At 56.8% G+C, this 18683-nt stretch carries 24 protein-coding genes; 5 read left to right on the plus strand and 19 right to left on the minus strand.

Going from position 1 to position 18683, the window contains the following annotated elements; all coding sequences use genetic code 11:
• Positions 1-4: 4 nt before the first annotated feature.
• The 5 genes from CFB02_RS09150 to CFB02_RS09170 all read right to left on the minus strand — a co-directional run bounded on the left by CFB02_RS09150 (position 5) and on the right by CFB02_RS09170 (position 5187).
• Complete coding sequence (locus CFB02_RS09150) at positions 5-1276, minus strand: CynX/NimT family MFS transporter (protein ID WP_088557756.1); 1272 nt, start codon at positions 1274-1276, stop codon at positions 5-7.
• Positions 1277-1361: 85 nt separating this feature from the next.
• Entirely contained in the window at positions 1362-2105 is a 744-nt protein-coding gene (locus tag CFB02_RS09155) for an ABC transporter permease (protein WP_088557757.1), read from the minus strand.
• Positions 2105-3052, minus strand: a complete 948-nt coding sequence (locus CFB02_RS09160) for an ABC transporter ATP-binding protein (RefSeq protein WP_088557758.1) — start codon at positions 3050-3052, stop codon at positions 2105-2107. Before CFB02_RS09160 ends, CFB02_RS09155 begins: the two co-directional genes overlap by 1 nt.
• Before the next feature lie 20 nt (positions 3053-3072).
• Positions 3073-4227 carry an ABC transporter permease gene (locus CFB02_RS09165; RefSeq protein WP_088559203.1) on the minus strand — a complete coding sequence of 385 codons (1155 nt, stop codon included), beginning with the start codon at positions 4225-4227 and terminating at the stop codon, positions 3073-3075.
• Between the two features lie 36 nt (positions 4228-4263).
• Positions 4264-5187, minus strand: a complete 924-nt coding sequence (locus CFB02_RS09170; RefSeq protein ID WP_088557759.1) for an ABC transporter substrate-binding protein — start codon at positions 5185-5187, stop codon at positions 4264-4266.
• A 189-nt stretch (positions 5188-5376) separates the two neighbouring features.
• Between CFB02_RS09170 and CFB02_RS09175 the strand changes: the two genes are divergently transcribed.
• Positions 5377-6453: a TauD/TfdA dioxygenase family protein gene (locus CFB02_RS09175; protein ID WP_172835817.1), complete on the plus strand. Its 1077-nt coding sequence runs from the start codon at positions 5377-5379 to the stop codon at positions 6451-6453.
• A 27-nt stretch (positions 6454-6480) separates the two neighbouring features.
• On the opposite strand, the gene CFB02_RS09180 is transcribed toward CFB02_RS09175, so the two are convergent.
• Entirely contained in the window at positions 6481-6789 is a 309-nt protein-coding gene (locus CFB02_RS09180) for a hypothetical protein (RefSeq protein WP_088557761.1), read from the minus strand.
• A gap of 167 nt (positions 6790-6956) precedes the next feature.
• Here CFB02_RS09180 and CFB02_RS09185 point away from each other — a divergent pair, with 167 nt between their 5' ends.
• Positions 6957-7766, plus strand: a complete 810-nt coding sequence (locus CFB02_RS09185; protein WP_227519168.1) for a substrate-binding periplasmic protein — start codon at positions 6957-6959, stop codon at positions 7764-7766.
• A gap of 25 nt (positions 7767-7791) precedes the next feature.
• Here the strand turns inward: CFB02_RS09185 and CFB02_RS09190 are convergent, their stop codons facing one another.
• The 4 genes from CFB02_RS09190 to CFB02_RS09205 are packed head-to-tail and all read right to left on the minus strand — an operon-like array spanning position 7792 to position 10790.
• Entirely contained in the window at positions 7792-8718 is a 927-nt protein-coding gene (locus tag CFB02_RS09190) for a M14 family metallocarboxypeptidase (protein ID WP_088557762.1), read from the minus strand.
• A complete protein-coding gene (locus CFB02_RS09195; protein ID WP_088557763.1) occupies positions 8715-9929 on the minus strand; it encodes a serine hydrolase domain-containing protein in 1215 nt (404 codons plus the stop codon). Before CFB02_RS09195 ends, CFB02_RS09190 begins: the two co-directional genes overlap by 4 nt.
• Positions 9926-10312, minus strand: a complete 387-nt coding sequence (locus CFB02_RS09200) for a GFA family protein (RefSeq protein WP_088557764.1) — start codon at positions 10310-10312, stop codon at positions 9926-9928. Before CFB02_RS09200 ends, CFB02_RS09195 begins: the two co-directional genes overlap by 4 nt.
• Positions 10313-10331: 19 nt before the next feature.
• A complete protein-coding gene (locus CFB02_RS09205; protein WP_088559205.1) occupies positions 10332-10790 on the minus strand; it encodes a hypothetical protein in 459 nt (152 codons plus the stop codon).
• A 119-nt stretch (positions 10791-10909) separates the two neighbouring features.
• Between CFB02_RS09205 and CFB02_RS09210 the strand changes: the two genes are divergently transcribed.
• Positions 10910-12109, plus strand: coding sequence for an MFS transporter (locus tag CFB02_RS09210; RefSeq protein ID WP_088557765.1), 1200 nt, complete (start codon positions 10910-10912; stop codon positions 12107-12109).
• A 101-nt stretch (positions 12110-12210) separates the two neighbouring features.
• On the opposite strand, the gene CFB02_RS09215 is transcribed toward CFB02_RS09210, so the two are convergent.
• Genes CFB02_RS09215 through CFB02_RS09225 form a run of 3 tightly spaced genes read right to left on the minus strand, consistent with a single transcriptional unit; the run spans position 12211 to position 13675 of the window.
• The gene (locus tag CFB02_RS09215; RefSeq protein ID WP_088557766.1) at positions 12211-13116 is read right to left on the minus strand and encodes a homocysteine S-methyltransferase family protein; all 906 of its coding nucleotides are present in this window, start codon (positions 13114-13116) and stop codon (positions 12211-12213) included.
• Positions 13117-13172: 56 nt separating this feature from the next.
• Complete coding sequence (locus CFB02_RS09220) at positions 13173-13436, minus strand: Txe/YoeB family addiction module toxin (protein WP_088557767.1); 264 nt, start codon at positions 13434-13436, stop codon at positions 13173-13175.
• Positions 13433-13675: a type II toxin-antitoxin system Phd/YefM family antitoxin gene (locus tag CFB02_RS09225; protein WP_027831703.1), complete on the minus strand. Its 243-nt coding sequence runs from the start codon at positions 13673-13675 to the stop codon at positions 13433-13435. Before CFB02_RS09225 ends, CFB02_RS09220 begins: the two co-directional genes overlap by 4 nt.
• A 168-nt stretch (positions 13676-13843) precedes the next feature.
• Between CFB02_RS09225 and CFB02_RS09230 the strand changes: the two genes are divergently transcribed.
• Positions 13844-14083, plus strand: coding sequence for a type II toxin-antitoxin system ParD family antitoxin (locus CFB02_RS09230; RefSeq protein WP_088557768.1), 240 nt, complete (start codon positions 13844-13846; stop codon positions 14081-14083).
• Complete coding sequence (locus tag CFB02_RS09235) at positions 14083-14379, plus strand: type II toxin-antitoxin system RelE/ParE family toxin (protein ID WP_088557769.1); 297 nt, start codon at positions 14083-14085, stop codon at positions 14377-14379. The genes CFB02_RS09230 and CFB02_RS09235 overlap by 1 nt, the downstream gene beginning before the upstream one ends.
• A 66-nt stretch (positions 14380-14445) precedes the next feature.
• On the opposite strand, the gene CFB02_RS09240 is transcribed toward CFB02_RS09235, so the two are convergent.
• The 6 genes from CFB02_RS09240 to CFB02_RS09265 all read right to left on the minus strand — a co-directional run bounded on the left by CFB02_RS09240 (position 14446) and on the right by CFB02_RS09265 (position 18620).
• Positions 14446-14922 carry a hypothetical protein gene (locus CFB02_RS09240; RefSeq protein WP_088557770.1) on the minus strand — a complete coding sequence of 159 codons (477 nt, stop codon included), beginning with the start codon at positions 14920-14922 and terminating at the stop codon, positions 14446-14448.
• Between the two features lie 99 nt (positions 14923-15021).
• Positions 15022-15303, minus strand: a complete 282-nt coding sequence (locus CFB02_RS09245; RefSeq protein ID WP_088557771.1) for a type II toxin-antitoxin system RelE/ParE family toxin — start codon at positions 15301-15303, stop codon at positions 15022-15024.
• The gene (locus CFB02_RS09250) at positions 15300-15572 is read right to left on the minus strand and encodes a CopG family ribbon-helix-helix protein (RefSeq protein ID WP_088557772.1); all 273 of its coding nucleotides are present in this window, start codon (positions 15570-15572) and stop codon (positions 15300-15302) included. Before CFB02_RS09250 ends, CFB02_RS09245 begins: the two co-directional genes overlap by 4 nt.
• A 151-nt stretch (positions 15573-15723) precedes the next feature.
• Positions 15724-16029 (minus strand): NIPSNAP family protein, encoded by a 306-nt coding sequence (locus CFB02_RS09255; protein ID WP_088557773.1) that lies wholly within the window; start codon positions 16027-16029, stop codon positions 15724-15726.
• 215 nt (positions 16030-16244) lie between these two features.
• A complete protein-coding gene (locus CFB02_RS09260; protein WP_088557774.1) occupies positions 16245-17816 on the minus strand; it encodes an IS1182 family transposase in 1572 nt (523 codons plus the stop codon).
• Between the two features lie 159 nt (positions 17817-17975).
• Positions 17976-18620, minus strand: coding sequence for a hypothetical protein (locus CFB02_RS09265; protein ID WP_088557775.1), 645 nt, complete (start codon positions 18618-18620; stop codon positions 17976-17978).
• Positions 18621-18683: the final 63 nt, after the last annotated feature.

Raw genomic sequence — 18683 nt, forward strand, 5'->3', positions numbered from 1 at the left:
CCATTCAGTAGCTCTCGGTCTTTCCCGTTATGGCTGAATAGGGTTCGCCCTCTTCGTCCTGAAGTTGATAGTCGTAAGCGGCCTGCAGACCGGCATCTTCTTCGGTCTCATCATCCGGTTCGTATTCCAGATGCCTTGGATAGAGCGGCGACAACATAGCCACGATAATGCCGATGGCGCAGAACATGGCAAAGGCATCGGCATAACCCACATGGCCCACAAGCATACCAACTATCGGCGAGCCAGCCGCCTGGCCCAGTGATACTGCCATGAAGGGCAGCACGGGGCCCATGGACAGCCGCCCCGGCAACAGGCGAATGCCGGTCATCAGGTACAGCCCGGTCAGACTCATGTAGGCCAGACCAAACACCAGCGCTGAAAATGCCGAAATCATCAGGTTATCGGGACTAGCCGCCAGCAACGCCAGGCTAGCGGCCAGTGTCATCAGCATCAGGGCCTGGGTAACCGGCGGGTTGTTCCGGTCAGCCAGATCGGCCACCACCGCGCCGCCAAGGCCGGCAATACCTACCCCCAGCCACAACCAGCCAGTGGCATCGGATGGCATGGATCCCAGATTAACCACGAGATCGGGTGCGAAAATCCAGTAGGCGGCAGAGACAAAGCCCATCATGAACGCGAACAGCGAGAGCCTGAGCAGTCGCCACCATTGATCCGCACTGATTGGCTGCGCCGGCGCAGCATTGGCGGGCACAACACGGGATACAGACGGAATGAAGAACCAGGTGGCAATCACGCCAATTACCGCCAGCACGGCAAAGGAAGCGTAGGCATAGCGCCAGGCTCCGGCAAGGAACAGGATCGTCGGCACAGCAACGACGACACCGATACTGGTGCCCGCATTCATCACCGAGCTTACCCGGCCATGGAGCGAGCGTCTCACCAGCGCCTGCATGGCTGCTGTGAGAGCCGGCATCATCAGGCCCGTGCAGATGCCGCAAAGAACAACACCCACCCCGAGAGAGACGGCCCCCACGGCCTGACTAATCAGCGCAAGGCCAACAACACCAAAAATACCGGAGGCCATGGCGGTATTGCGGGCACCAAGCCGATTTGCCGAGAGCGGAGCCACCAGGGTAGCGAATACGAAACTGATCAGCGGCAGCGCACCGATCACACCGATCACATCCGGCGCCAGCCCCAGCTCATCCCTTATAGGGGGAACGAACAGACCGAACGCAAAGCGCGCCAGACCATAGCTGATCGCGATTAGTGCTGCGCCGAGGAGTGCAAATGACGTGCTCGAAGGAAACTTCATTCCGCTGTGCTCCTTGCGCTGTCCATCTTCGTCAGACTAGACATCAAAGCAGGATTTTTAAAGCAGCGGATGCCTGCGCCAGCGATCAGCCTGCAGTCTGGGGCAGAAACCGGCGGTCCCAGACCCGCTCAGCGGCCTCGAACAGGCTGTCCACCGTCAGCGCGAGCATGCCAATCAGAATCGCGCCCTGCAACACGTAGGCCGTATTGCCATTGACGAGACCGGCGATCACCGGATCCCCCAGGGTTCGGGCTCCAATGGTCGAGCCAATGGCGGCCGTTGCAATATTGATGGTTACCGAGGTCCGGATACCGGCCAGGATCACCCTGCCCGCCAGCGGCAACTCCACCTGCAACAGCACCTGAAAAGGCGACATGCCCATACCCAGCGCCGCCTGCCTCACCGTGGCATCGACACCCTCTAAACCGGCCAGGGTATTGCGCAGAATGGGCAGCAAGCCATACAGAATCAGCGCCACCAGAATCGGCGCCTCACCAAACCCGAGAACCGGCACCGCCAAGGCAAGAACCGCCACCGGCGGGAAAGTCTGGCCGATAGAGGCAATCTGGCTAACCAGCGGCAGAAAGTCCCGCCCAGCCGGGCGCGTGGCGAAGATACCTCCGGCAACCGCAGCGACGGTTCCAACCAGGGCGGAAATCACCACCAGCATCAGATGGTTCTGGAGCAGAAAGAGAAAGCTCTCCCGCTCGTAGATCACATTCTGTTTATCGGGCTGCACCCACTCGAAAAGCGGTTCGAGAGCCGGCATGCCCGCGCTGAGGGCACAGAGGAGCACAGTCAGCAACACAGGCGGCAACCAGACCCGCATCAGGCACCTTCCCGGATAATGCGGTCACGGGTGATGGTTCCGGTTTCCTGGCCATCGGCATTGAACACCGGCACCTGGCTCCAGTTCTGCCAGAGCATGATTGAAAGAGCCACTCGCAGGCTGTCGTCTTCCTTGAGGCCGTCGGCGCCGGGTTCCGGCTCTCTGGGCTGAGGGTGAACCTCCATCAGATCCCGCACGGTGTGCAGGCTCATCAGTTTCAGGCCGCGGTCCTGCTTGCCCACGAGATTCTCCACAAAAACGGAGGCGGGTCGCCGGAGAATGTTCTCCGGCGTGTCATGCTGGATAATCCGGCCCTGATCCATCACGGCAATGCGGGTCGCCAGCCGCAGGGCTTCGTCGATATCGTGAGTTACAAAGACCGTGGTTTTCCGCAGCTGACTCTGGATACGCAACATCTCCAGCTGTAGGTTCTCCCGGGTGATGGCATCCAGCGCACCGAAGGGTTCGTCCATCAGCATAATATTGGGGTTGGCGGCCAACGCCCTGGCAACGCCTACCCTTTGAGCCTGCCCGCCGGACAATTGCTGGGGATATTTGTTGGCGTGGGTGGCCGGGTCCAGATCCAGCAGCGTCAGCAGCTCATGCACGCGCTCGTCGATCCGCTCCCGTGGCCACTTCAGAAGCTGGGGTACCATGGCGATATTGCGGGCCACCGTCCAGTGTGGAAACAGCCCCGTGCCCTGAATCACATAACCCATGTTCAATCGCAACTGCTCAGGGTTCATGGCGGTAACATCGTTACCATCCACCAGGATCTGCCCCTCACTGTGGGGCAGCAACTGGTTGAGCATTCGCAAGGTGGTCGACTTGCCGCAGCCAGAGCTGCCCACCAGCACGCACACTTCGCCGGTTTCGACCGTGAGGTTTATCCGGTCCACCGCCACGGCATTGCCAAAGCGGCGGGTAACGTTTTTCAGTTCAATCATCCGGGCTTATCCCTCTCCTGTCAGGCCGTCGCCGGTGTCGGCTTGAGACTGGTCGCCAGCATGGTGAGCAGAGCATCCGCCAGCAGCGCGAGAGCAATGGTGGGCAGCGCACCAAGCAATACCAGATCCATCGCCGCCTGCCCCAGGCCCTGAAAGATAAAGCTGCCAAAACCGCCGGCGCCAATCAGCGCGGCAACCGCGGTCAGGCCAATGGCCTGGATCGTGGTAATGCGCACGCCTTCCACAATCACGGGAAGCGCCAGTGGCAACTTGAGTTTGAAGAACAGCTGTCGCTCGTTCATTCCCATGCCCCGCCCGGCATCGGCGAGGCTTTCGGGCACCTCGGTAAGCGCGACGAGGGTGTTGCGCACCATGGGCAAAAGGCTGTAAGCCACCAGAGCCAACAAGGCCGGAGCCCAGCCAATGCCACGAATCCCCATGGCCTGCAGTGCTGGAAAGGCAGCTGCCAGCGCACTGAGCGGTGCGATCAGTAACCCGAATACCGCCAGGCTGGGAATAGTCTGGAGAAAGCTGACCGCGCCAAGGATGGGACGGCGCCAGGCCACACTACGAATCATCTTCAGGGCCAGTAAAAAAGCCAGACCGGCGCTGATACCGACCGCGCCAAAGGCCAGTGCCAGATGAGTCCACAGGGCCTGCTCGAACTTGTCGGGGCGGGCGTTGAACTCCCGGACCAGCGACAGACTCTCCAGCCCACCGCCTCGAAGGATCCACAGCCAACTGCCAACAATGAAGGCCAGTATCATCAGCTGTAGCCCTCGCCCGCTCCCGAGGCGCCCGAGGATTTCGATCAGCATCAGCGAAAGCAAAAACAGCAAACACCAGAAACCGGCTCCGATGGATGATCGCGCGTAAGGTGCGCCTTCCGGCAGGTGCCGGCCCGCGAAGACCTCAAGCAACAGTGGCAGCAGCGCCAGGGAGAGGCCTGCCAGGCCCAGAAGCCGCAGGTATCGCCGGCGCAACGGCAAAAGAGACAGCAGAACGCAGCCAGCCAGAATCAGTGACACCAGGCCAGCCCAGAGCCCGCCAACGGCCGAGAGCAGGCCGTAACCGGTACCTGGAACAATGCGGTTGGGTTGAATGACGCCCAGGTCCAGGAGCCAGACCAGCCCCAGGGCAAGACACCCCAGCACAGGCAGGACACGGTTCGGCATGGTGTTCGAGGCAACAGAGCTGTAAATCGACAAACCTCAGTCCTGGGCCAGGGTATCCAGGTAATCCCGGGCGACGGTATCCGCCGGCACCCCGTTCACCGCCACCTGGCCATTCAGGCGCTGCAGCGTTTCGAGATCCAGCGACTCGAAGATCGGCGCCAGCACCTCCCGGATCTGCGGATGGGCTTCCAGCACCTCGCCACGCACGATCGGCGCTGGCTGATACACCGGCTGAACGCCTGCAGTATCTTCCATTACCTTCAGATCCAGGGCATCCAGCCCGCCATCGGTGCCGTAGGTCATCGCACCGTCTACGTCATTGTTATTCAGAGCGGCCGCGCGCAATGTCGCCGCCGTGTTGCCCCCGGAAAGGATCAACAGCTGGTCGGATTCCAGCTTGAAGCCATAGGCCTCCTGGAACGCCGGCAAGGCACTGGCGGATTCCACAAACTCGGCGCTGGCCGCAAACTTGAAGGCACCGCCCCCATTGATGTACGCCCCAAGATCTTCGAGTGTGGCCAGGTTATTTTCCCGCGCCAGGTCGCCCCGCACGCTCATAGCCCATGTATTGTTTGCTTCGGCGGGTTCCAGCCAGACAATGTTATGTGCCTCTTTATCCAGGCGAGCAGCCTCCTGGTAGGCCTTATCCGCATCTTTCCAGATATCCCGATCCGCCTGATCGTGAAAGAACGCAGCATTGCCGGTGTACTCGGGGTAGATATCGATTTCGCCGGCCTTGATCGCATTGCGGACGATGCTGGTGCCACCCAACTGGAGCCGGTTTTCAACCGGAATACCGGCCTCCTCCAGGGACTGCAACACCATCTGCCCCAGTACCGAGCCTTCGGTGTCGATCTTGGAGGACACCACCACAGGATCAGCAGCCATTACCGATCCGGACATCACGAACGCTATCAATGCCGCTGTGCGGCGCAAAAGGGATTTGGGAGTCACGGCCATTCCTCTCGGTTTTTGGTTACCACTATCAGTCTAGAGGCCGCATCTACGAAGGCAAACGGGATTTGGTCTTGCCGGCACCGGCCGACAGGAAGCCAGCTCAGAAATCGGGCGGAACGGACATCGTATTTGAATTCCGGAAACCCAACGGGTTAGGCTGTGTAAAAAACGAGCAGCATGGTAGTGAAGGTTATGGCACAGACCTTGGAAAAGACCCGCGAACCCACCTCCACCGTAGCGCCCCTGAACCCTGATAACGTGGCACTGCTCGAACTGGAAGGGTTAACCCTCAAGCCTCTGGATCCGATCGGCGTTGAGATCTACGGAGCCGACGTGCGCAACCAGCTGCCAGAACCGGCTATCAAGGCCCTGGAAGAGGAAATGGCAAATCGCGGGTTCATCGTATTCAAGCTCCAGGCCAACCTTTCCCCCGATGAACTGATTGAAGCCTGCAAATGGTGGGGCGGGCGCGAGATCCATTCCACCCACGGCGTGCATCCCGCAACACCCGGCCGCAACCGGCATATTTTCCGCTGCTCTAACGATGGCCGCCAGGGCATTCTCGGCGTTGGCCCACAATGGCACAACGACGGCAGTTTCGAAGCCGCCACCTTCTCACACAGCGCCTACTACATGGCCCGTGCGCCCGAGAATGGCGGCGGCACCCACTTCGCGCACCAGGGTGCGGCCTTTGACGCACTTCCGCCGGAGAAACAGGATTTCTGGGAACGACTGGTGTCGGTAAACTCCGCATCCAGTGTCACCCACCCCGTGGTTCACACCCACCCGATTTCAGGTCGCAAGAGTGTGTGGCTGCATCTGGGCATGACTGGCGCAGTGCTGGAGCGCCTGCCGGAAGAAGGTCTGACGCTCGACCAGCTGAAGACCCTGCCTGCACCCGCGGACAGCTTCCACCTGCTGGACGAGGCCGCCATGAAGGAACTGTTCAACGATTACAACGATCTGCTGAACGATTCCTTCGAGGGTGGCTACGGAATTCGCTACGAATACGAAACCGGCGATCTGTTATTTATCGATAACTGGGCCGTCGCCCACCGCGCCGCCCCAGAAGCGCATCTGCCGGCAGAGCAACAGGGACTGCGCATCATGGACCGGGTCACCATCAAGGCACCGCGAAACCTGTCGCCCCATTTCGGACTGCCCCAATACATCAACATGGCCGGCCCCCACCCGTTCAACAAAGACGGCGTATGGCAGGCCGGTGGCGTGGGCTTCCGGTGGAAAGACGATATCCGCATGCAGAACTGATTCACCCGTTTTGCATGCGGCCATGCGTCACTGCACCGGCTGACAACCGCGAACAGCGAGAGAAATATTCGTTGCCGCCTTGATCTGATCGTAGTATTTGGCGGCCGTTTTCACGCCCATATCCGCGTAGTTCCCGGCACTGGGGCTGATCAGGGTGCCCAGCTGGGCCCAGGCCGCAGCGGATTGCCGGTCGCTCTCATAGGCTGAAAATGCCTGGTAGATTTCATTACAGGTAATGCCGTCTCCATCCATCGCTGCAGAAGAAACATGAGAGGACGTCTGACAGCCCGTCAAAGCGCCAACCGCCAACAAAAACCCAAGACTCGTGTACTTCATTGATCAGGTCTCCCGGACCGCAATGGCCTCTTTTCGAAAGTATGGATAACATGGTCTTATACATTCCAGCCCGATGCCAGAGCTGCTGGTCGCAATGGAAAGATGTATTGAAAATTCCTCGCCGCAAACTAAGATATTTTGATCTCTTCACTCTTTTGAGCATGCCCATGAAAGCGTGTCTTCATGCAGTTCTCGCTCTCGCGCTATCCATTCTGCTTCTCTGGAGTTCAGCCCGAATTGGCCATGCGGAAACCGTCCTGCATGTTGCCTACGAAGATAAAACGCAATTCCCCTATTACATGGGCGACACCCAGGAGGTTCTTGAGAGACCCGGCGCAGCGGTGGAGCTGGTCAAATTGCTGGAAGAGCGGGTACCGGGTTTGCGGATCAAGTTCAGCCGCTATCCCTGGAAACGATGCCTGGCCATGCTCGAAACCGGCCAAGTGGATGGTATCTTCAATGCTTCTTACAATGCTGCCCGCACCCGAATTGGCGAATACCCCTGGCGGGACGGCCAGGTTGACCCTACCCGCCGACTAACCACCATCAGCTACAATCTCTATGCCCTGCCAGATACTGAGCTGGGCTGGAACGGCAAGGCTTTCGAAGACACGGACCTTTCCGTTGGCGCCCCATTGGGCTACTCCATCGTGAACGATCTTGAAAAGCTTGGAGTATCAGTGATGGCAGTACGCAGCTCAGAGCAAAGCCTCCAGCTACTCGCTGCCAGGCGGGTTCATGCCGTTGCCCTTCAATCGGTCACCGGGGATTTCCTCTTACGTCGGGACACCGACCAGATGGAGGGCATTGTCCGCATTGGTCCTCCCCTGAAAACCAAGCCCTACTACCTGATGCTCTCGCGGGAATTCAAAGCGGCAAACCCAGAGCTTGCAGAGCACATATGGAATGCCATCGGCGAACTCAGAGAAGAAAAGCTTGAAGCCCTGGCGCAGCCCTATCTATTGGAGTCGGGTTAACCATCTTTCCGACATATTGCTTGGCCTATTGACTGTGAGTAAGCCCGTAGTCGATGGCCGCACACACCGCCGCGGCCTGCGCGGCATTGCATTGCTCGGGGGTTACACGGGGGCTGTCGGGATACACCTCGGTGGTGGTCCGGAAGGGAGCACGGGTCATGCCAGCGCAAAGGCCCCACTGCGAGAGCGGGTACTGGATCACGCCACGGCCAACCACTGGTGAGCCGAAAATCTCGCCTTTCTCGTCGGCCGGTGCAATGTGCGTCACCTGCTCCACTGCCTTGATCAGTGCCTGCTGAAAATCCGGCTGCGGGTTTTCGCTATCGTCCACCACATAGAAGCCATCGGGAATGCCGGCCGGCTCGAATGGCTTGCCATCGCGGGCGGCCAGCGCCGGGCGGAATTCCGACTCGTCGGTATCGGTGGTTTCGTGAAGGTCGATATGAATCAAAACATGCTCACGAACCGTTGCCACCAAACGCATCAGCGCGGCCGACTCTTCCGCGGGACTGCCGTCATGGAACGAGCGGTTGGGGTCGATCGCGTTCCGGTTCCAGCGATGAATGCGCTCGTACGCCCAGGGACTGACACAGGGCGCAACCAGAAGGTTCACGCGCCCGGCATAATCCGCCGCGTGCTTATCGAGAAACTCAAGCGCGCCATGAACACCGCTGGTCTCGTAACCGTGAACGCCGCCCGTGATCAGCACCACGGGCAGGTCGTTGTTCCAGTCGCGGCTGCGAAGCGCCATCAGCGGATAATAGTCCGGGCCGTAATCCACCCCGCCGTATTCTTCCACATCAAACCGCGCGCCAAGGCGCTCGATCACACCCAACACCTCCGCCTCGTAACTGCGCTGACGGGTCTGTCGCGACAACCACTCGGCGCGCTCTGCTTCGCCCCAGGGAATGCCTGGCGTGCCGATTGGATAGGGTGTTGAATCTGTGTTCATAGCAGCGCACCATTAACGATCGCCCGCAGCTCCTGACGGATCGGGTAGGTGGACGACGGAATCAGTTGCGTCATGAAAATCATCACCAGTTCCTCAACGGGATCGACAAAAAAGTTGGTGCTCGCAAGGCCACCCCAACCGTATTCACCAACCGATCCGTTGGTCTGGGATTTGGCGACGTCCGTTTTTACCGAAAAACCCAGACCAAAGCCAGTCCCTGCAAACGGAGCCTCGCTGAATGCACCGACAGACAGGCCCGGCAGGTCCTGATTGTTGGGCAGATGGTTACGACACATGAATTCCAGAGTTTTTCGACCAATAATCCGCCGGCCCCGGAACTCGCCACCCTGACACAGGGCCTGGGCGAAGTGGAAATAATCGTCGATGGTGGAAACCAGCCCGCCACCGCCGGACATGAACTGGGGCTTGCGCCGGAAGGGAGACGTCTCGGGGTCATCCTGGAGCGTGAACTGATCTCCGGCCTGGTAGTGATAGCAGGCAGCGAAGCGGTCAAGCTGATCATCCCGAACATGGAAGCCGGTGTCAGGCATGTCCAGAGGTTCAAAAATATGCTCCCGCAGATACTCATCAAACGGCTTACCCGACAGCAACTGCACCAGATACCCCAGCACATCCGTGCTGACCGAATAATTCCAGGCTGTGCCCGGGGAAAACTCCAGCGGCAGCTCTGCCAGGTGATCAACCAGGGCTTCGAGCGACATACTCCGGCTGCCATCCAGCTTGAGCTCGCGGTAGGCAGCGTCAACGTTGGTGCGCTGCATGAATCCGTAAGTCAGGCCTGACATATGCGTGAACAGGTCGCGAATCGTCATGCTGCTGGATGCAGGCGTGGTCAGGAAGTTCGGATAAACCCCGCTTTTGTAAATCCGCTGGTGCCTCCAGGCAGGAATATACTTGTGTACGGGATCATCCAGTAAAAACCGCCCCTGCTCATAAAGCTGCATCATGGCGATAGACGTGATCGGCTTGGTCATGGAATAGATGCGGAACACCGTATCCCGGCGGACCGGCTTGTTGCGTTCCACGTCCATCAGCCCCTGCGCTTTCACATAGGCAATCTCCCCTCGCCGGGCGACCAGTGTCAGCGCGCCGGGTAACTTCCCGGGCTGGAGATAGCAGCGGTCAAGATGGCGTTCAATGTTTGGAAGCTGTTCCGTAGACAGGCCGGCCACCTGTGAGAGTTCCGTCATTGCACGGGTACCTCTTCAAGCGCCTCATCCCAGGCGGCCCTGCTCGCCGTGAAAATATGCGCCGTTGGCTTTATGGAGACGTCAGTGTCCAGACACCCTGCCGGAACCACAAGCAACCCTTCAAGCTGAGTGCCTGGCAGCGCGGAACCACACAGCTTGCAAAAACTCTTGCTATGGCGAGTACCCGGAAGCGTGTAGGACGTCACGGCATCCTCACCGGCCAGCCACGTCAATTTGGCGGTTTGTGAAAACAGATTGGCTGCATGAGCAGAACCCGTATCCTTTCGGCAGTGCTGGCAGTGGCACAGGAAGAAGCTCTCGAAGTCGCCTTCAATCCCAAATGCCACGGTGCCGCAAAGGCAGGAACCAGAATGAACAGTCATCGGTGTGTCTCTATCGCTGTTACCGAATAGCCAGGACATCCTCGATATCAACCGGCCTTGAGAGTAGGGATTTATACCAGACAAGATCCTCCTTCAGCATCAAGGGAAGCTCAAGGCCGAGTAAGTGCACGGTCTCGTATCGAGAAAAATCGATGTTTAGCGCAACCCAGGCTTTATTTTGCGCATCGAAGATTTGTGCACCGTCGGCGTTACCTACCTCCACTTTGACACCCTCGTATTTGAACTGGACGTAGGTCAGGTCCCAGCCCTCCTCCTGGCGGTGGGCAGCCGCTTTGGATATAAACGGCTGCCCTGCCTTGACCACAGACGAAAAGTGCTCACCTGGGACAAAGAGATCTATGTCATGCAGATCGCGCTGAGAGCCATATCCCTTTGCAGCAAGCCCACCACAAATGAGGAAGGGAATATTCCTGTCTCTCAGTAGCAACACAATCCACCGAGCTGCTGATTGATGCACGCCTTCTCCTAACGTGAGTATAGCTGGACGATTGCCCTGATTAGCAGGATGCTTCGATTCCCCCCAACGCATCTGATAGTGTAATCGACCTTTCAGTAACCGTTCATTGGAACTCTGGCATGGCCCCCTCCAAGCAGCACCCATGGCTTCCGCTACTCATATTCCTGGGCGCGGCCTTTACCTTCAGTGTGACAATGATCGGTACCACCATGCCGACGCCGCTCTACCCCATCTACCAGGACAGGTTCGGCTTTTCCGATCTGATGATCACCATCATCTTTGCCGCCTATGCCTTTGGTGTGATCGCCGCACTGGTCATGACCGGGCGCTGGTCTGATCAGATAGGCCGCCGGCCAATGCTGTTCGCGGGCCTGGCTTGTTCCATCATCAGCGACCTGGTGTTCTGGCAGGCCAATGGGCTGGGAATGATACTCACCGGCCGGGTGCTGTCCGGGCTGTCTGCGGGGATCTTTACCGGCACGGCCACCGTGGCCGTCCTGGAGCTGGCACCACCTCACTGGCGGGAAAAGGCAACCTTCTTTGCCACGGCGGCGAACATGGGCGGGCTTGGCCTTGGGCCCATGCTTGCCGGTGCCCTCTCCGAGTATCTGCCCTGGCCACTGCACCTGACCTTTCTGGTGCACTCAGCCATGGCGCTGTTGGCGGTATGCTGCATCTGGGCAGCGCCGGAGACCGTCTCGAAACCCGCTCGCCCAAAACTGACTATCCAGCGCCTGAGCGTGCCACCGGAAGTTCGCGGCGTGTTCATTCCCGCCGCCATTGCCGGATTTGCCGGCTTCGCCATGTGCGGCTTCTTCACCTCCATCGCCCCGGCGATGATGGGTAAGGTACTGGGCTATGACAACCGGTTGCTGATCGGTGTTGTGGCCGGCAGCATTTTCATCGCCTCAACCATTGGCCAGTTCCTGCAAGGCGCCCTGCCGCTGCGGCTGCGCCTTCCCCTGGGCTGCGTGTCTCTGATGCTCGGGGTGATTCCGATAGCACTGGGCATCTATTCCCAATCCCTCGCCCTGTTCGTAACCGGGGCCGTGATTGCCGGCATGGGCCAGGGTATTTCGTTCCGGGCAGGCATGGGCGCCATCGCCTCGGTCAGCCCGACTGCGGAGAAGGCCGCCGTAACGTCCGCCTTCTTTGTTGTGGCCTATATCGCGATCTCGGTGCCGGTGATCGGCCTGGGCTTAATGGCAACCGTGACCACCCTGACGACGACCGGGATCAGTTTCGCTGCTGTTATGGGGTCACTGGCGGCACTGGCGTTGGGACTGTTGATTCGACGGGAACGGGTAGAGGTGCGATAAGGCCGGATATTTACCAAGCAGTAACGCAGGACGAATAGGACGGGGCGAAAAATTACCACCACAGTTGGGGCACTCTCACGCTACCCCAGTACCATTATGCGTCAGGTGATATTCTCGGTTAGATACTCAAGGTGCTTGCCATCGGTACCACAACAACCACCAAGGATTTTCAATCCGAAATCTCTGTTCAACTGCGCCATAAGCTCGCCCCACTCTTCAACCGATTCGGATCTCAGTTCTGCTGAACCTTCCAGCTCGTCATGGCTAAGGGAGGAGGCGTTTGCCTGAATACCAATCAGCCGTTCAAATAATTTTTCAGAGAGCGTATCCGGATCAAGAAATGACGGGTAGGAGCAGTTAACAAAATATCCAAGCGGTTTACTCGTGGTCTTGGCATCGACATATTCAATTGCCTGCTGCAGCTCTGTTCCATCCAGGACGTTACCATCGGAACCAATCACAAAACTTATGATGTAAGGTAATCCCGTAGCTTCCATTGCAAGAGCAATTCCAGCGGCCTCCTCTACTGAAGGCAGCGTGACTGCGATGAGGAAATCCACACCCGAGTCTGCGAGTTGATCGACCTGCCATTTGTGGAATTCGCTTGCCTCATCCAGTGACAAGCCTTCCTCAGGCAGATAACAATCGTTTTTACAGCCAATCAGACCACCAATTTTAACGGGCACTTTTCTGGATTCTTCGACAACCAATTCTTTCAGAAACTTTGTGGCGTCAACGTTAATGCTCTGTGGTTGATTTGAGGCTTGCACTCTCTCCCTGCTTGCCCGCCAAGTAGGTGTACAAAGCAATATTGGCCGGTTATTGGCCTCAGCGATGCCCAGATATTCCCGGTACAGGCTCTCCAGCTCCGCTCTACCCTCGTTGCTATAAATCAATGGGGCGTGAACCAGACTCTTGTCCAGTTCTACCATTCCGCTACGACGGAGCCTTTCGATAACGGCAGCCTCGGCGAGGATAAAGCGATGGTTTTCTAGAAGCTCTTTCATCTGAAATTCTCTGGGGACCTCGTTTATTGGTGTTGCCAACAGGGGCTGGTTATGCACTATTCGTAGTGGCTCCAGAGCCTGAGGACTTTCACCACACGCTCTTCCTCGAGCACTTGGTAAACCAGCCGATGCTGAATATTGATACGGCGTGAATAGGCACCAGCAAGATCACCTATGAGCTTCTCAAACGGAGGGGGCTTGCGGTATGGATCTTCTGCTATAAGCGCCAACAATTCCCGGGCTTTTGGTTTGAGACCGCTGGAGGCCAGCTTTGTTGCATCTTTCTGGGCTTGCTTGGTGTAAACCAACTTCCATGTCACCAGTCCAGCTCCTCATCGCATTCCTTAACGGGGGTATCCATCCCCTCGCGAATAGACTCTCGCATACCTGGCACGGAAAGCAGGTAAAGTGTTTCCTGAATTGCAGACCAGTCTTCCTCGGACACCAGAACTGCTTTATTCCGCTTCCCCATGATAACGATTGGTTGGTGCGACTCGGCGGTCTCGTCGATCAACCGATATAGGTTGCTGCGTGCCTCAGTTGCTGTGATTCCGGTCATGACGCACCTCTTGCGTGTCTATCTTTTAACCAAGTGTACGCTTATAGGTACGTACGTCAAGACGAACGTTCTGCATGACGCCCGCAATCACGCGCTTGTCGCGTGGATTGCATTGTTATGCCACCCAGACCAAAACATACCAATTATTGGTACTAGCGAGGTAGCATCATGCAAAAGAACACCAGCATCACTTTAGGCCAACATTTTGATGCGTTCATTGCAGAACAGCTCAAAAATGGCCGATACAGAACAACCAGCGAGGTCGTTCGTGCCGCATTGCGCCTGCTTGAAGAGTCTGAAACCCGCCTGACTACACTTCGTAAATTGCTTAAGGAAGGCGAGGACAGTGGTTTCGAAGACTACTCCTATAACTCGTTTATTCGTGAACTGGACAACAAAGGGCGCTGATGCCAAGTTTCAAGCTTTCCAGGAAGGCCAAAGCTGACCTCAAATCTATTGCCCTATACACGGAGCGTGAACGGGGTCGAGATCAACGAAACCACTATGTTCTCCAGTTCGATCAATGCTTCCACCTTCTGGCTGACAATCCGAATTTGGGGCACGCTTGCGATGAGATAAATCCAGGCTACCGACATTACCCTCAGGGGAGCCACATTATATTTTATCGGCTAGCCACCGAGGGTATTGTTGAAATTATCCGCACCCTACACGAACGCATGTTGCCTGAGGGGCATCTGCTTTAGGGCATAACGCGGTGCAAGATCAGCGTGTGTAACACGTCCGCTGACCTGACTTGTGAAAACCGGCCATCAGGAACCACCGGGCTCAGCCAGCCGCACCTCAACATTGCTGTGTTGCGATCCAGATTCGTTCTTATGCCGCGAACCGAAAAAATTGACCCATTGTCCCTGAACGAGCAGTAACTCCCCGTTGCCTGCACTGCTCCCATTACTCGTTGTGTAGCTTCCAGAATAGTTGAACTGAAATTGGCCGGGCGAGCCTGCGACTGGTTTGAGTTCGTAACCGATGGACAAATCACCCGAAGAAGCAAAGCCTCTATCCTCGCTCGACACACTAACCTTTAAGAGACTGGACTCCCTGAGAAAACTTGGCAGCAGGTCGGAGGGTGCGCCATCGGTTTTGGTGGCCAGACACTCACAGTACCGAACCTCCAATACCAGCGGTTTATTAGCGAGATAGTCCTCAGGAGCCGAGGTTTCGGCAAGAGCAATACTGGGGATCAAAGATAGAGACAGCAGAGTAATTTTCGATGCGATCCGTTGCATGTGACCTCCTGTGTTTTCGTTTTAACGCGAAGCTTTGCGGCAATTTTGGAGCCGCGAAGCGGTGGAAAAATTGTCCGGCAACAGCGACTGGTTAGATTTCTATCGTTCACCTTCCAGTTCATGCCATACCCGAAGAATGATAATGGCACTCAAATGTACTGAGTAGCGGACAACGTACTTGCCGAAAACCATATCGCGGATGGAATCGGGAACCGGCGCCATTTCAACCGGTGTTCCCATCTTTGGAAAGTCTGGTAGCAGTTCGATTTTGCTAACCAGCCCGGCCGCTATCCTGGAGGCCGCAGAGGGATTGTGGGCTGCTATAAATTCCCTAAGGCGCTTTAAGTCTTCAATGGCTTCGTCCGTGTAAACTAGTTTCAATTACCTGACCTCGGCGCATCCTGCTCGTTTTCGGTTCCCCAGCTACTAAGCCAGCTATGGACCTCGTTAGCATCGACTACCTTTCCTTGGGCCGCCGACTCCATTGCCTCAAGCGTTTGCTGCCAACGCTCATGCTCACGCTGTTGTTTTTCGATGTACTCCGAAAGCGCCTGGTTAATCACCCAGCCTTTACTTCGGTGAAGCCTGCCGGCAATTGCTTCCAGATGCTGCTCAACCTCTGCCTGAAGGCGAACTGTAGTGACACTCATGGCTGTACCCTCAAATTTGGTGACTACAACGTATTACAGCATAGTCTGCGAGGGAGCAGCAAAAATTTAACGCTTGCATAAGCGGCGCCCGACTAGGGCGTCCGGTGGAGGCCCATCGGGCCGGAGCAGACTTAATGCACTTGTTACAAGCTCACTCAAAGACCGGCCTCATAAAACTGCGCTCACAGCTTAGTACACAACGAGTTTCTTCGGCGTATTTGAATGCGGCCTGACAATCTGAGTTCTGGAACGAAGCCTCACGGTATTTTTCATAGGCTGCAAGAGACTCGAAAGTGAATAGTGCGATGGCAATGTTGTTAGCACCCTCGGAAGGCAAGAAATACCCATGGTGCTGACCGCCCAATTTCTGGACCAAAGGTATCCACATTTTCGAGTAGCGCTCGAACTCGGCGGCTTTGTAGGGATCTATCACGTACTTTAGATAGCAGGTAACCACTTGAACTCCCTTTCAGTTGGCCTTGTAACGAGGCTGTAGAAAAACCCGATTCCGAGCCGTTCCCAACGCCTGATTCCTGTAATTTTTATCGCGGCCATCAACTGGCCGATTCTCGTGACTTCGATGTTCAGCCATCCGCTTCGGCCTTTTGGGGCTCCTGGCGTCGGCATTGCTGGTTTCCAGCAGGCACTTTTCCGGGACTTGCGCCCTCGGCATTACGCCGCCATCCGCCCGTAATTCGCCAGCTTCTCAATATTGTGCACCAGGCAGTATAGCTGCCACTGGCCCTGCACCTTCTTCTTGCCCCGCAAACTGAAGCGGTTAAGACCCTTGTTCGTGCCGATGTTGCCGAACACTGGTTCTACCACCGACATACGGTGGCTGTAGATCTCTTTACCCTGCGGGCTATCCACCCGGTGTTTCATCCAGTCGGTGTAGTTGGGCAGGCGTTTGTGCTCGATAGTGAACGACACTTGTCGGCCCTTGCCTTTCCGATGATTAGCGGCGTTCGGATTCTGCATGCACTGGTGCTTCTTCGGGCAGTGACGGCATTGCAGTAAACGGCCCTGGAAATAGGCTCGGCTTTGGCCGTTCTGGTCTGCCCGGGTACCGTGGTACTTGAGGCTTTCGCCCGCCGGGCAAATGCAGGTCAGGTTCACAGGATCGAACTGGAATTCACTGGCCGGGATGATCTCCTTCCAGTCCGTGACCGGCTGGTTCTGATGGCGTTTGCCGTATTTGTCTTTCTGGTTCTGGAACCTCGGGTCGCGACTGCGGAATTTGTTGTCGGGCACGTAGCCGTTGATCTGCCGTTCGTGCAGGTACTTCATATTGGCTTCGTTGGCGAAGCCGGTATCGGCGGTAACGGTGGTGCCTTGCTGGTAGATACTGTCAGCGATACCCAGCTTCCTGAAGCGAGCTTCCACGCTCTCCAGTACCGGTTGCAGGGTGTGGTGTTCCTGGCCTTCGCCAAAGGCCTGGGCATCGATGATGACCTGGTGTTTTCTGTCCACCGTGGCCCCGCCGTTATAGCCCTGGATTGTGCCCTTACTGGTGGTCATCTTGGCACTTTCGTTATCGGTGAGGTTGCTCTTCACTTCCTTGTTCCGCTTCCCCCGGCCCATCCTTGGGCGGTTCGTCTTTAGGAAGCGGTCGACTTTCTTTGCCGCTTCATCCAGAGACAGGATGGTTTTCGCTCGTCGGATGTCACGATCCAGTTCGGCTTCGGTCTCTGCCTCGTCCCGCTCGTAATGGGCTTTGAGGTGATGGCTAACCAGCCGTCGCAACTTGGCACGTTTCTCTTCCAGCTCTTTGAAGGTGCCAGACCATTCCTTGGCCGCGTTCGAGGGCATCTTGCAGCCGTCGATGGCGAAGAGTTCGTTACCCAGCAGGCCCTGGTCGTGGCACACCAGCAGCACCTGCTCGAACAGCTCTTCGATTTCATCCGAGTGACTGCTGACGAACTTGGCCAGGGTGGTGAAATGCGGAACCGTATCGCAGGAAAGGGCCTTGAAGATGATGTTGGTCTTGCAGCACCACTGCATCTCGCGGCTGGAGGTGATGCCCTTGGAGTAGGCGAACAGGATGATCTTGAGCAGGATGGCCGGATCGTAGGCCAGCCGGCCAGTGTCTTCATTGCGGTATTTGGGATGGAAAACTGACAGGTCCAGCTTGTGTTCGATCAGGTAGTGCACCGCGTGTTCAAAGGTGCCGGGTTGAAGCTGTTCCTGGTAGTTGATCACGACCATGGCATCCTGGTCGTAGTTGTAATGCTTGAAGCGGGGCATGCCGACGACTCCTTGTCCGTTTGCCTGATCCTACCAAACCGGAGCGGGGATTTCGGGGTTTTTCTACAGCCTCAACGCTTTTGTTCAGCGGCGGCCTTTACGCAGCGAAGCGGAGAAAAGGGCGTCCGGTGGAGGCCAAAGGGCCGGAACGAACTGGAACTATTGGTTATATCCGGTCGACTGGTCACTCCATTGCTCGTCCAAGATAGTAATTTTGCATGGTTGCTCTGACTTAGGCTTCTCATTCCTTGTCGTGCAACGATCAAGGGCAACTTCCGCAGCTTCCGTGGCCGTCGAGTGATTAGCCGTCCAAGCCCAAGCACCACTGGCCGATTGAGCTATTGCCTTGTGTTTTTCAGCGTCTGCATATCTATGCGTGTAAACATTGTATGCTCGACGGGTCACAAAATAGTGCCCAATTGGATCGGCAGTTTTGTACGCCAACTCCTCCTCAGCGAAATTTACCATTGCGACCCAGACCCAAATGACTGCAATTGCCGGTATCACTGATGTAAGGGCTATCCCACCCATCTTGAACTCGGATTCTGACTCCCTGAGCAGAAATGGAACAACCGCACATAGCGGGAGAGTGATAATAGCAATAGCTACATAGCCACCCGGATAGGTGAACTGCCCCGTTGACTCAATATTGTTGACAGTTTCGTTGGTGGCCATGAGGAGTTTGAGGGTGAGAAAGGGGATGATTACCACCAACACATACCAGACCGATTCTCGTTTCGAATATAGCCATGTGCCCCACCCTGGACGACCAGCCCTGTTTTTATCGCTCGATCCCTCGATCATATTTTCCCTCAGCTATAACGCTGAGCACAGCGGCGCCACGACAGTGGCGTCCGGTGGCCGAAG

This window comes from Marinobacter sp. es.042 (assembly GCF_900188315.1).
In the GTDB taxonomy this organism is placed as follows: Bacteria; Pseudomonadota; Gammaproteobacteria; order Pseudomonadales; family Oleiphilaceae; genus Marinobacter.